At 43.0% G+C, this 13,133-nt stretch carries 14 protein-coding genes; 5 read left to right on the top strand and 9 right to left on the bottom strand.

The genetic code is table 11. The annotated features are described in order from the left end of the window. Positions 1-60: 60 nt before the first annotated feature. The 6 genes from G327_RS0115575 to chrA all read right to left on the bottom strand — a co-directional run bounded on the left by G327_RS0115575 (position 61) and on the right by chrA (position 6,769). Entirely contained in the window at positions 61-603 is a 543-nt protein-coding gene (locus G327_RS0115575) for a 4Fe-4S dicluster domain-containing protein (protein ID WP_019615729.1), read from the bottom strand. Continuing rightward, positions 603-1,187: a Tat proofreading chaperone DmsD gene (gene dmsD, locus G327_RS0115570; protein WP_019615728.1), complete on the bottom strand. Its 585-nt coding sequence runs from the start codon at positions 1,185-1,187 to the stop codon at positions 603-605. The genes G327_RS0115575 and dmsD overlap by 1 nt, the downstream gene beginning before the upstream one ends. A gap of 120 nt (positions 1,188-1,307) precedes the next feature. Next, positions 1,308-2,153 carry a DmsC/YnfH family molybdoenzyme membrane anchor subunit gene (locus tag G327_RS0115565; RefSeq protein WP_019615727.1) on the bottom strand — a complete coding sequence of 282 codons (846 nt, stop codon included), beginning with the start codon at positions 2,151-2,153 and terminating at the stop codon, positions 1,308-1,310. A 1-nt stretch (position 2,154) separates the two neighbouring features. Further along, positions 2,155-2,769, bottom strand: a complete 615-nt coding sequence (locus tag G327_RS0115560) for a DMSO/selenate family reductase complex B subunit (protein ID WP_019615726.1) — start codon at positions 2,767-2,769, stop codon at positions 2,155-2,157. 10 nt (positions 2,770-2,779) lie between these two features. Continuing rightward, positions 2,780-5,227: a DmsA/YnfE/YnfF family dimethyl sulfoxide reductase gene (locus tag G327_RS0115555; RefSeq protein WP_019615725.1), complete on the bottom strand. Its 2,448-nt coding sequence runs from the start codon at positions 5,225-5,227 to the stop codon at positions 2,780-2,782. Between the two features lie 387 nt (positions 5,228-5,614). Then, the gene (chrA, locus tag G327_RS0115550) at positions 5,615-6,769 is read right to left on the bottom strand and encodes a chromate efflux transporter (RefSeq protein ID WP_019615724.1); all 1,155 of its coding nucleotides are present in this window, start codon (positions 6,767-6,769) and stop codon (positions 5,615-5,617) included. A gap of 100 nt (positions 6,770-6,869) precedes the next feature. Between chrA and G327_RS0115545 the strand changes: the two genes are divergently transcribed. Then, entirely contained in the window at positions 6,870-7,793 is a 924-nt protein-coding gene (locus G327_RS0115545; protein ID WP_019615723.1) for a LysR family transcriptional regulator, read from the top strand. On the opposite strand, the gene epd is transcribed toward G327_RS0115545, so the two are convergent. Then, complete coding sequence (gene epd, locus G327_RS0115540; protein WP_019615722.1) at positions 7,731-8,843, bottom strand: erythrose-4-phosphate dehydrogenase; 1,113 nt, start codon at positions 8,841-8,843, stop codon at positions 7,731-7,733. The genes G327_RS0115545 and epd overlap by 63 nt on opposite strands. A 240-nt stretch (positions 8,844-9,083) precedes the next feature. Here epd and G327_RS27075 point away from each other — a divergent pair, with 240 nt between their 5' ends. After that, positions 9,084-9,251: a hypothetical protein gene (locus G327_RS27075; RefSeq protein ID WP_019615721.1), complete on the top strand. Its 168-nt coding sequence runs from the start codon at positions 9,084-9,086 to the stop codon at positions 9,249-9,251. Positions 9,252-9,291: 40 nt separating this feature from the next. Here G327_RS27075 and G327_RS0115530 read toward each other — a convergent pair whose 3' ends face one another. Continuing rightward, complete coding sequence (locus G327_RS0115530) at positions 9,292-10,254, bottom strand: YeiH family protein (protein WP_019615720.1); 963 nt, start codon at positions 10,252-10,254, stop codon at positions 9,292-9,294. 314 nt (positions 10,255-10,568) lie between these two features. Beyond that, entirely contained in the window at positions 10,569-11,408 is an 840-nt protein-coding gene (locus G327_RS0115525; protein WP_019615719.1) for a 2OG-Fe(II) oxygenase family protein, read from the bottom strand. A gap of 208 nt (positions 11,409-11,616) precedes the next feature. On the opposite strand from G327_RS0115525, the gene ppiC reads away from it, so the two are divergent. From ppiC to G327_RS24885, 3 genes are all read left to right on the top strand, one after another. Continuing rightward, positions 11,617-11,895: a peptidylprolyl isomerase PpiC gene (gene ppiC, locus G327_RS0115520; RefSeq protein WP_019615718.1), complete on the top strand. Its 279-nt coding sequence runs from the start codon at positions 11,617-11,619 to the stop codon at positions 11,893-11,895. A 61-nt stretch (positions 11,896-11,956) separates the two neighbouring features. Further along, positions 11,957-12,316 carry a hypothetical protein gene (locus tag G327_RS0115515; RefSeq protein ID WP_019615717.1) on the top strand — a complete coding sequence of 120 codons (360 nt, stop codon included), beginning with the start codon at positions 11,957-11,959 and terminating at the stop codon, positions 12,314-12,316. Positions 12,317-12,903: 587 nt separating this feature from the next. After that, positions 12,904-13,133, top strand: a 230-nt coding sequence (locus G327_RS24885; RefSeq protein ID WP_019615716.1) for a transposase family protein, incomplete at its 3' end; no start/stop codon positions are given.

Here is a 13,133-nt window from a genome sequence, read left to right as displayed (position 1 = left end):
GCTAACTTTGCATCTTGAAGTATCTATGGGAATAGAGGATATCAATGATGGCCGTTACATTTAAAATTTCATTTCTATACTGCTGACATAACAGGCTGAACGGCATCTGCCGCAGCCGTCGCATTTACTTTTCTCTAGTTCTGGACGTTTCTTCTGAGAAACGGTTATCGCCTGCTGCGGACAGGAATCAACACAAGTCTGACAGTTTCCTGAAATACAATTAATACAGCTTTTAAGAAAAAACGGGCGCAGTCCGATATCTTTACTCTCTGACGCTAATGCGCCGGAAGGGCAGGCTGCACTGCACTTTGTGCATTGCGAGCAGTGATTGTAATCAAGGGTGATAACCGGGCGGCTCTCTAATATATCGATAACCTGCTCAGGGCAGGCATTTTTACACAGATCACACGACTGACATAACTGCACAAAAAGTGCTTCTTCAACCGCTCCCGGCGGTCTTGGATGCTCTCTTTGCAGCTGCTTTATCTGCTCGTTTTCGGATGCCTTTTTAACACCCGAAAAAATACCTCGGAATAAACCTCGGCGGCTGACGGAGTGATGCTCTAAAAAAGCACGGTAGTAGCGTTGATCGCGTTCAGCCATTAGGGATACAGCTGATAGTGTTTAATTTCAATGTGCATGGCGTGTTTTACCGCTTCTAACCAGTCTCGGCAGATTGTTGCTAAGGTTTTATAAACGTCTGTTTGCGCGTGTGTTATAAGTGTATCTAGATAGTGGAAAGCCCAGGGTAAAAGGTGTTCGGCGAATAAAACAGCGGCCGCATCGAGACTTTGCTGTTTTTCAATAAGGTGAGCGGCCGCAAACAGTGATAAACCAAACTGATCTTCTGGTTCGCGCATACCGGTATCTGTCTCAATCTTATGCAGCGCCAGAAAGCTGCGTAAACGCAGAGTAGAATCGCCGAAAATAACTTTCTCTCTATCTAAATAGACAGAGCCCCAGGGCGGTGCGGGCATATTATCACAGCCTTCAAATAAACTCTGATAATCGCTGTATAACACTTCCTGAGAAGTGTTCTGATAGTGCTTTATAAAATCAGCAAATGGACTCTCAGACAGATCTTCACATTCCCGGAGCTCTTTTAACAGCAGCTGGTTATGGTCACTGCTCATCGGGAAGTAAAAAAAACTGCCTAATAAGCGGGCGGTAATAGCAATATTGTGCATAGTTAGTTCTCTAACATAAGGTTGAATGACTCGCTGAGTGCACGAGTGTGTTTTAATGCCAATATGAAAAGCACAGTGAAACAATATTTATTGTCATCACTATGCTTTTTCTTGGTTAAGTTACATTCCTATCGTCATATGCAGGCCGTAAAATATACCGCGGGCAATAAACTCAGAAACAAATATTAAAACAAAAGCCGGCACAAGCAGTAGAGTTGTCGGTTTATTTTTTGTTATTAGAGGCTTAAACCACAGCGCTAAAGCCGCCAGCATTAAAGCGCCGCGAATAAGCTGCAGCTGCTGCATATTGTCGATAATACCTGAGGCAGCTGTGACTGCGGAGTTAATACTGCTCAGGTCAATCATCTGCAGAACAGTTACCACTAGACTGATAACCGCTGCGGCGGCGCCGGCAATCGGTAATATCTTGTACAGTCCGGTCAGTTTTGACTGAGCACCTGCCAGTAATAACTGCGCAAATAACAATCCAGACAGCAGCATGGTCAAGATAAAACCAAGCGGTGTAAACATGTTGTTCCAGGTCGGCACGGTATCGATTAAATACACTTTAATCATGGCATACATAAACACTATACCCATCAGCATAGCGGCAGCTAAAAGCCCTTTGCGAGCCTGCACTGAACCTTTATTGAGTATTGACAACAGCCAGTAAAATCCGCCGGCGGCAAAGAAAAGGCTGCCGAAGAATATTTCATTTGAAAGCCATGAGCTGCCCAGCTGGTTAAGTGCATTCACAGCACGCAGCGGACTGCCTAAATGAGCCGTTGAGGCCATAAAACCCAGTCCCATCAAAGCCCATAGAAAGAACATCGCTTTATGTAGTCTGGTCTCTTCATTCAAAGATAACTGACCGCTTAGCAATATTCCGCCTAGTACTAAAAAAGATCCCACTGATGTTTGTGCTAATACCGTAAACATCATTAACGGCCATTCATGCCAAGCCATATTATACCTCCTTTGGATTCGCTAAGTGCCCGCTCTGATCATCAGTCGGACGTGCATTACGATTCTGTTTAATAACAATATTCGGTTTTGTCGTTAATGATGACGGCAGCGGTGCTACATCTGCATTTGTGCCGTATTTATCACGCAGTTCAGCAATAGGACCAAACTCCAGCGCCCGCAGAGGACAAGAGCCGACACAGACAGGCTGCATACCCTGTGCCACGCGTTCATAGCAGCCGTCACATTTAATCATGTGACCTTTCTCTTCATTGTACTGCGGCGCGCCGTATGGGCAGGCCATGGAGCAGTACTTACAGCCTATGCACACTTTTTCATCAACAACCACAAAACCATCATCACGTTTGTGCATTGCACCAGACGGACATACCTTGGTACAAGCAGGCTGATCGCAGTGATTACAGGCAATTGACAAGTAGTATGAGTAGACACTCTGACGATATATTTCGCCTTCTTTTAACCAGTCGCCGCCGGCGTATTCATAAACACGTCGAAAGTTGACACCAATATCTAAGTCTTTGTTGTCTTTACATGATAACTGGCATGTTTTGCAGCCGGTGCATTTGCTTGAATCGATATAAAAGCCGTATTGTTTCATTAGTTAACCCTTATACTTTGTTAACAAGCTGCACATCAACCAGGTTGGTATGCTGCGGATTACCTTTTGCCAGAGGGCTAGGGCGTTGTGTTGTGAGTACATTGATGCACCCGCCGTGATCTATTTTCTGTCCGTCCGGTGCGTACCAGGCGCCTTCACCTAATGCCACTACACCGGGTAAAATACGCGGGGTTACTTTGGCGGCAATATGCAGTTCACCACGGTCATTAAAAATGCGGATTAAGTCGCCGTTATTAATACCACGGCCTTGTGCATCCATCGGATTGATCCACATTTCCTGCGGGGCCGCATCTTGAAGCAGACTGACATTGCCGTAGGTGGAATGAGTACGCGATTTATAATGGAAGCCGGTTAACTGCAGAGGGTAGTTACCCTGTTTTGAATCTTCCCAGCCTTCGAAGTTAGGTGCGTAAACCGGAAGCGGATGAATCACTTCATCTTTTGCTAATACCCAGGTTTCTGCTAATTCAGCCAGTTTTTCAGAGTAAATCTCAATTTTACCCGACGGCGTAGACAGCGGATTCGCTTTAGGATCATTACGGAAATCCTGATAAGCGACAAAGTGATCTTTTACCAGACGTTTATAGATGCCTTGTTTACGCATTGCCTCGAATTCAGGCAGGCTTGGATCTTGAGCGCGGGTCTGTTGATAAAGATGACGAAGCCAGCCTTCCTGATCACGCCCCTCGGTAAAGGCGTCTTTTACCCCTAATTTATCGGCAAGACCGGTGCAGATATCATAAATACTTTTTGCTTCAAACTGCGGTTTGATAACCTGTGAAGCAAAGATAAAGTAAGGCATGTTGCCTGCTGATGCGTCCATACAGAAATCAGACTGTTCAGATGTGGTTAAATCCGGCAGTACGATATCGGCGTATTTTGCAGAGGAAGTCATATGATTATCAATAACCACAATCATTTCACAGGCGCTTTCGTCTTGTAATATATCGTGTGTACGGTTGATGTCTGAGTGCTGGTTAATAATGCAGTTGCCTGCGTAGTTCCAGATAAACTTGATCGGCACATCCAGTTTGTCTTTACCGCGAATACCGTCTTTGACTGCGGTCATTTCCGGACCGCGAACAATCGCATCGGTCCATAGGAACATAGGAATTGAAGCTTCTACGGGATTCTGTAAGGTTGGAAAACGCACAAAAGGAATGCTGGAGCCGCCTTCACGAGCGCCGCTGCCGCCGCCGTTAATACCAACATTACCAGTTAGTAAAGACAGCATTGCCACTGCACGAGAGGCAATTTCACCGTTAGCGGTACGCTGAATACCCCAGCCTTGAATAACGGCACAGGGTTTAGTTGAGCCGATTTCACGAGCTGCTTTTATAATGATATCAGCCGGGATCCCGGTAATCTTAGATGCCCATTCTGGTGTTTTTTCTACCGTGTCTTCACCTAAACCTAAGATGTAAGATTTGTAGTCACTTTTTGCCGGTGCTGATTCCGGTAAAGTTTTTTCATCGTAACCGACGCAGTATTTATCCAGGAAGGCCTGATCAACCAGGTTCTCGGTGATCATCACATGTGCCATGGCTGCAATAAATGCTGTATCTGTTCCAGGACGAATGGGAATCCACTGATCTTCACGCCCGCCTGCAGTATCGGTATAACGAGGATCAACCACGATTAAGCGGGCATTTGATTTCGCTTTACCTTCCATAAAGTGATGAATTACACCACCGCCGGACATGCGGGTTTCAGCCGGGTTATTACCAAATTGAACAATCAGTTTACTGTTCTCCAGATCCGACGGGGAGTTGTTGTTCGCCCAGCCGCCGTAGGTATGGCTTAAACCTTCTGCAATCTGCGCAGAAGAATAATCTCCATAATGATTCAGATAGCCGCCGTTTAAATTCATTAAACGAGCAAGCAGACTGCCGCCGGGAGGCCATGATTTTGTCACCGTACCGCCAAGGGTACCTGTGCCGTAATTAAGGTAAATGGCTTCATTACCATAGTCTTTTTTAATACTGGTAATGCTGGCTGCGATATCAGTAAATGCTTCGTCCCAGGTGATACGTTTGAACTTGCCTTCTCCGCGTTTACCGATTCGTTTCATCGGGTACTTTAAACGGTCCGGGTTATAGACTCTGCGGCGCATAGAGCGGCCGCGTAAACATGCCCGCACCTGATGTTCGCCGTAATTATCACTGCCGCTGTTATCGGTGTCGACCCATTTGATTTCGCCGTTTTCAACATGCATTTTTAACGGGCATCGGCTGCCGCAGTTAACCGTACAGGCGCTCCACACTACTTTTTCTTTATTCTCGGGTTTTGCCTGAGCAGCCGCTTGAACCTTAGTTGTTTTAAAGGGTAAGGTTAGTCCCGCTGTAACGGTAGCAACACCAGTAAACAGAGCACTGGATTTAAGAAAGCCGCGCCGGTCAATCTGTGGATTTAACAGTGATTTTAAATTGATTTTCATAAAATAATATTCTCGGTCATATAGGTTGGATATATTGTTTCAAGCGCAGTATCGATCTTTTCCCATTAATAATATTGTTCCATATCAATAATATAATCACATCATTCATAAACCAGATATAAAATGAGGCTTACAATCATTTTTAAATTTATTTGCACAATAAAATCATATGTATATGACGATAATCTGTCTTTTTTGACTGCCGAGCGATAGTGTCTTTACATACTCCAATAGGAGTGTTTTGTGCAGGTTGCAGGAAAATTAAGGAAAATTAAGGAAAATGTTTAGCAGCGTTTGAGAGTGAATATTGCAGCAAGACAAACCACCGTGAAAATATCAATTTCTCACGGCGATCTTCATGTCTTTTATCTTACCTTTTTATGGCCTTTAGTTGATTGCGTTCAGAAGCATACCGGCGCTAAGGTACAAAGCGACCATAGCAACGATAGGTAAACGCAGACTTTTAAGTAGATACAGACCCAGGATAACTAACGCCATGTCGACACTGTTAATCACCGCACTGGAAAATACCGGCTGATAAAGTGCAGAGAGCAGTAGGCCGACAACAGCTGCGTTAACGCCATTCATTGCACCGCTGACCGCAGGAATCGCCGCCAGCTGACGCCAGTGCTTTAGAACGACCAATATCAGAAGAAATCCGGGTAAGAAAACGGCAGTAGTGGCTAGTAATGCGCCCCATATCGGATTGATCGGCAGCAGTTCAAAACCGAGGAAAGTAGCAAAGGTAAACATCGGGCCGGGTACTGCCTGAGCTGCCGCATAGCCGGTTAGAAAACTGTCCTGTGTAAGCTGATCGCCCACCAGATTTTCTAATAACGGCAGTACAACGTGCCCGCCGCCGAATACTAGACTTCCCGCTTGAAAGAAATCAGAAAAAAGCGCAATTTGTGGAGAATAATGAGCAAGAGCGGGTAACCCGATTAACAGCGCAATGAAAACCAGCAGCGGCGGCCAGCTTAAGTCTGTTTTGATATTGAAAGAGGTACTGCTGAGATTATCAGTCATTAAATATTTTCTGCCGACAAGCGCGGCTGCTGTCAGTACGGCTATTTGTGAACCGATAGAGGGAAGTACTAGCAGCACCAGAGCAGTAAACACACATAAAGCGATACTGATTTTACGTTTGCAGAAATTATTGAACATGCCCCAGGCCGCATCGGCTACAACAATAACAGCAAGCAGTTTCAAACCGTGCACGGCCCCGATAAACAAGCTGTTGTCGGTTAAGGAATGGCTGAGCGCTGCAATTATCAGCATCAGTATCACAGAAGGCAGGGTAAAACCGATAAAAGCAGCCGCCGCGCCGCCTAAGCCGCCTTTGTGATAACCGATGGAGAAACCTACCTGGCTGGATCCCGGACCGGGCAGAAACTGGCTGAGTGCCACAAACTGTCCGTATTTTTCATCGCTCAGCCATTTATGTTTTTCTACAAAGGCATTTCTGAAATAACCAAGATGAGCAGCGGGACCGCCGAAGCTTACCCAGCCAAGCATGAAAAATTTAATGAAGATATCAAACATAAGTGCATTTCCTAAAAGCTAAAATTGAATGAAATAAACAGATGTCATGAAGATAATTAAAATTGTATAATGATTCAAATTGATTGTTTTGGTTGAAACTATGAATGAAATTAATTGGCGCGCCGTTGACTTAAATCTGCTGGTTGCGTTTACGACTCTGATGGAGCAGAGAAGTGTTACCAAAGCGGCTGATAAACTGGCAGTGGGGCAGTCTGCGATGAGTCACAGTTTATCTCGGCTGCGCAGTTTATTAAATGATCCGCTGTTTTCCCGGCAGGGGCACTTGATGGTGCCGAGTAAAAAAGCGCTGGAATTAGATCCGGTGATCAGCCGTATTTTAAATCAGATATCTACAGAAGTTTTGTCCCTACAGGAATTTGAACCGTCAAGCTTTTCCGGTACCTTTAAAATCGGTTTAACGGATTATGCTGAACTGCTCTTTGCACCACTTTTGTTTGATCTGCTGGCTGAACAGGCATCTAACAGTCAGGTGTGTTTTTACCATGTGGACAAGGGCAACTATCAGCAGGTATTTGATCAGCATAAGCTGGATGTGATGATCGGAAGCATCAGTGAAGAGAATAAAAACTTTAGTCGTCAGTTTCTTTATACCGAGCAGCATGTCTGTCTATTTGATCATCAGGCAACCGGTATCTCTTTGCCGGTCTCCATGCATGATTACCTTAGTGTTCCCCATGCGCTGGCAAACCCGGGTGGACAGCTAAGCAGCCAGGTTGATGCACAACTGGCTGAGTTGGGCCTGCTGCGCCAGGTTAGTGCTACCTGCCGCAGTTTTTTAACTCTGCGTCACCTTATCCGCGGCAGAAAACTACTGTGCGTAGTGCCTGAATTAATGGCTAAAATGGATCTGTTCTCTAATGAACTTCATTTCGGTAAACCGCCGGTTGACGTCCCTGATTTTGACATCGAAATGTTATGGCAGAGACGTAACGATCAGCATTCAAGAAGTCTGTGGCTCCGGGAACTTGTCAGCAGAGCTGTTAGTGCGCAGGTGCTCAGATAAATGCGCAGCTTGTTTTTTTATATTCTGACAATTTGAATCAGCTAAGGCTGTTATATACTCGCTGGTATCAAGCAGACGATTGGCAAATCCCCATTCGTTGTCACACCAGACTAACAGCTTTACTAAATGGCCGTCACTGACGCGGGTCTGTGTGCCGTCAATAATGCAGGAGCGCGGGTCATGATTAAAATCGATGGATACCAGCGGTGCTTCTGTATAACCAAGAATTCCCTGTAATTTGTTTTTTGAAGCCTGCAGCAGACAGGCATTTATATCATCGATAGTGACATTTTTACTGACGGTAATGCTGAGATCCATTGCCGTGACATTGATAGTCGGTACACGTACCGCAATCGCTTCAAACTTATTAGCAAACTTGGGTAATATGCGCTCAATACCGGCGGCTAATTTAGTGTCTACCGGAATAATAGACTGACTGGCTGCCCGGGTACGGCGCAGATCTGAATGGTAGGAATCGATTACCGGCTGGTCATTCATTGCCGAATGGATAGTGGTGATGGTCCCGCACTTAATATCAAAGGCGGCGTCTAAAACATCGATGACCGGCACCATGCAGTTGGTTGTACAGGATGCGCCGGAAAGAAAGGTCTCGTCGCCGCTCAACTCCTGATGATTAACACCGTAGACCACAGTTGCATCAACGTCTGAGTCAGCCGGATGGGAAAAGATAACTTTTTTTGCACCGGCATCGAGATGTGCCTGTGCATCACTGCGGCTGCCGTAAATACCGGTACAGTCGAGAACGATATCAATATCATGCTCTTTCCAGGGCAGGTCTTTGAGCTCAGTGAATTGAACTAAACTGATACGGTCATTTTCAATCTGAAGCTGGTTGTCAACCAGTTCTACCGGAAAAGAAAAACGCCCATGGGTTGAGTCATACTGAGTTAAATGCGCAATGGCCTCAGGTTCAGCTGGTTCATTAATAACAACAACCTTGATCTCATCCTGGCGGCTGCTTTCATATAATGCGCGTACGACACTTCGTCCGATTCGTCCATAACCGTTAATAGCAATTTTAATTGACATAATTGAGGGGAAACACCTAAAAATAAAAACGAACGTCATTGTAGAATAAAAAACGCCATAAGCAATATTTAGACAGGAGAATGTTTATTAATTGATTATTACAAGCAAGGCGTAATCAGGTGGTCGCTTCGTTTGAAATTTTATATTTTCAAATAGTTATGAGTTAGAAGATTACGGTATTTAGTAACTCAGGGCTGCTGGGGTGATAATAACGACAGGTTATAAACAGAAGGATTTATTATGCTTGTTAACAAATTTATTATGGCGGCAGTATTACTGAGTATATTGCTGTCACTGTTCAGCAGCGGGCTTATTTCGGCAGCCTTTGATTTATCGGCATTCTCATTACTGCTGTTTTATTTATACAGTAATAACAGACATTCAAGCTTGATAAAAAGGCCTAAATAAGAATATTAGGCCTTTATAAAAAGACGGGGAAGTTGTCTTGTTAAGGCATAAACATCTGGATATAAGCTAATGAGCTGCCGCCGATGATCACCCATAAAATGATACCTAACAGCAGTGGCTTGAATCCTGCTGATTTGATTTTATTAAAGGTAATACCTGAGCCGATTAAGAATAAGCACAATACCAGTAAACGTTTTGAAGCTGTAAATACCTCCTGATAAAGCCCGGAAAACTGCGGTAGATAATGCGCGAAAACAATCGCAGCGCAGTAAAAAACAATAAACAGTGGAATAGTGATTTTCTTGCTGTCGCCTTTAAACATTAAGGCACTCAGGAAAGCAATTGGAATTATCCATAATGCACGAGCCAGTTTTAAGGTTGTTGCAATTTGTAAAGATTCATTACCGTAAGCAGAAGCTGCGCCAACAACTGATGAAGTATCATGAATAGCAATAGCACTCCATACGCCAAAGGCATGCTGACTCATATCGAGCAGATGGCCAACTAGTGGAAATACAAATAACGCGACAGAATTAAGAATAAAAACGGTCGCCAGGGCATGAGAAGTATGATCGTCTTTAGCATTAATGGCAGGAGCCACGGCTGCAATTGCACTGCCGCCGCAGATGGCGGTGCCTGAAGCAATTAAGTGTCCGGTTTTTGATTCAATGCCCATCATTTTGGTCAGCAGCCAGCCGAAAAGCAGCGTACTGAAAATTGAAGTAATAATCAGGCCCATATTACCTTTACTGGCATCCATTGCCTGCTCTAAGTTAATACCAAAACCTAAACCCACAATGGAATAAGCCAGTAGTTTTTTAGTCAGTGCATTCAAGTTTAACCGTTTAGGAACCAACCCAAAAGTTGCTAGAGCAAAGCCAAGTATTAAAGCAATCGGAGATGAAATAACCGGAGACAGACAAAGCACTGCCGCCACGATAAAAACAGTATCTTTTTTAGTTATTTGTTTAAACAACTGAATGTTTTTTATATTTGTTAACATAACGAATCTCGATAATGGAAGAGAGGCTATTTTGTGCTTATATCTTTGTTTAGTATATTCGAACATAATTAACGATGTGTTAAGTTAAGATTAACGAAATTCTGGTTAAAACACACAATATAGTGAATAGTACTGCAGGCTTATAAGCCAGGTAAGCGCCATGTTAATAAAATTCAAAGCAGATGATTATACTGAATTAAGCATTATATGAATGAGCGAAACGAAAAGCATATCATGCGGCACGTTTGCCTGCATTATCAGCAGGTGGTGAGGAATAAACAGACATCTGGAGCAGATGCCTGCTTTTATTGTCGTTAAATAACGCCAAGTTCCCTTAGACGTTCCTGCAGGTATTCATGTGCAGTGTAATTATCTGACAGTATGACTTCTGGTTTTGGGTGCAGAAACAGCGGTAGTGAAATTCGTGACTTAGTTTTGTCTGCGCCGTCGGGGTTAATTACCCGATGTGTTGTTGACGGGAAATAACCGCCGGATGCTTCCTGAAGCATATCCCCGATGTTAATAATCAAATTGCCGAAATCAGACGGTACGTCTAACCACTCGCCGTCTTTACTCTTTACCTGCAGGCCTGGTTCATTAGCTGCCGGCAGAATAGTCAGCAGATTAATATCTTCATGGGCTCCAGCGCGGATTGCACCTAACTCCTCATCACCTTTTAACGGCGGATAATGCAGTACGCGTAATAACGTCTGCTCATTGCCTTTAATCATATCCGGAAGCGGCTGCGTAAATAACTGCGATATTTCAGCAGGAGAATTGTTTTCCACCCAGCCCAGAAGCTGTGATGCCAGGTTGTTAGCCTGCTCATAATAATTCTGAAGCTCGATTTTTAATTCTGCTGGGCATTGTCCCCAGGGATAATAATGAAAGTACTCTTTAATATCTTTTACTGAATGGCCTTTCGCGGTTTCTGAAATTTCAGCCGGGAAAAAACCGTCTTGAGTTTGTACATTAAACTGAAAGTCGCTTTTATCTTGAGAGTTAAAGAACTGATACCAGTTATCATAGATTGAATTGACTAATTGTTTCTGGATCGGATGGTTTTTTAATACACCAAAACCTGTGTTGCGAAGAGATTCGACAAACAGTTGCTCGGCATTATCTGCCGTATAATCTATAGCTTCAAGTTTCATAATTCTGTCTTATAGGTTAAAGGGAAGTTGTTTGTTTTAACAATTTGTTAACATGGCAATTGTATTGATAATTAAAGATTTGAAAAGCGTTATAGAGCACAAAATGAAAGAAACAGCTGAAATATGTGTATTAAATTGATTATCGCTAAAATATGGAGGTCGGTTTTGTTGTGTTACAATCGCCTCAGTTATAAAACATGAGGTAGGTATGGCAAGAACAGCAGCAGCTTTGCATATATTAGTAAAGCATAAAGAACAAGCAGACGATATTATTCAGCAGCTAAAGAAAGGTGCGAAATTTCAGTCGCTAGCAAAGAAATATTCAACCTGTCCGTCGGGTAAAAAAGGCGGCGATTTAGGGGAGTTTAAGAAAGGGCAGATGGTGCCGGCATTTGATAAAGCCGCCTTTACGGGGGAAATCTTAACCCCGTTATTAGTGAAAACTAAATTCGGCTGGCATGTTATTAAGGTTTTGTACCGTACTTGATAGTGCATTTTGTAGCATATTGATTATATCACTGAGTCGTTATCTAAACTAAGGGGGAAAAATGCAGAATTTGAGATTACCTTTTATCTTAATTTCGATGTTGTTGTCTTTTCAATATGCACAAGCAGACTCTATTTCTCGAGTGCAAGCAGATGATTTAATGGCTGAATGTCAAGAGTTTCGAAAGCAAGAAATCGAGCCGCTTAAAGCGATTGAAATAAATAAATGTATTAATGAGCAGGGTAAAGAAGCTGATCACTGTACACGATTTTATAAAGACTATGGTGAGACCTACATAGAAGCTAATGGGTATATGCAAATTGGCATGTTTTGGGGCTCACCAATATGCGATAAAGCACTTGCTGTAGAAAAATACTTTAAAATGTATCCTGGCAGCAACAAATATGAAAACAAAAAATAGCTTAAAGCACATCGCACAAGACTAAGAACCCCACAAGCAAAGCATTATTATTAGCTTGTTGACGACGAATTTTTCACAATGTTCGTCGTTAATTATCTGTGATTTCAGCTATTTCTAGTTCCATTTTTATATCCGTATAGCTATTAATCCTCAGTAATTTTTACTTCATAAGTCACAGCGCCTGTTTTGGACTGAAATCCGGTAAAAGCATTACTATAAAGGTTATTAGGGATCTTTCTGCGTTCCCTTTATTAAAATTGACTCAAAAAACGTGCATATATTTCTAGTGATGTATTTTTCGATGCACTAATTTGTCATGTGAATTTACAATTAATTGAATTGATTTGATTTTTTGGTTATTGTGATGTTTTGGCGGAAAATAGATACAATGGGTAATTGTGCTGCTATGACGTACAAAAAGCTGTTAACTGCCTCGATATAATAGTGCTTATATTGCTAAGGAGATATTTGTGAAAGAGTTGTTGAAAGCCTTAGCTGGGTCACGGCAAGATCATTATAAATTGAACTTTTCCTCCAACTAGCGATCTGATCACCATATACTAACAATTCGCTATTTGGTGATAATAATGAGCGCTACTTTTTTGAAATACTTCGATTCCATCTCAGACCCTCGTATTGAACGATGTAAGAAACATAATTTACTCGATATTCTTTTACTCGCTATTAGTGCCGTTATGTCTGGCTCTGAAGGCTGGGAGGATATTGAAAACTTCGGCCATATAAAGCTTGATTGGCTTCGTCAATATCGTCCTTTTGAATCCGGGATACCTCGGCATGACACTATTGCTCGTGTTAT

Origin of the sequence: Psychromonas ossibalaenae ATCC BAA-1528 (assembly GCF_000381745.1) — a bacterium.
Taxonomy (GTDB): Bacteria; Pseudomonadota; Gammaproteobacteria; order Enterobacterales; family Psychromonadaceae; genus Psychromonas; species Psychromonas ossibalaenae.
The sequence above is the reverse complement of the archived record's forward strand: the minus strand, read 5'-3'. Positions and strand labels throughout refer to the sequence as shown.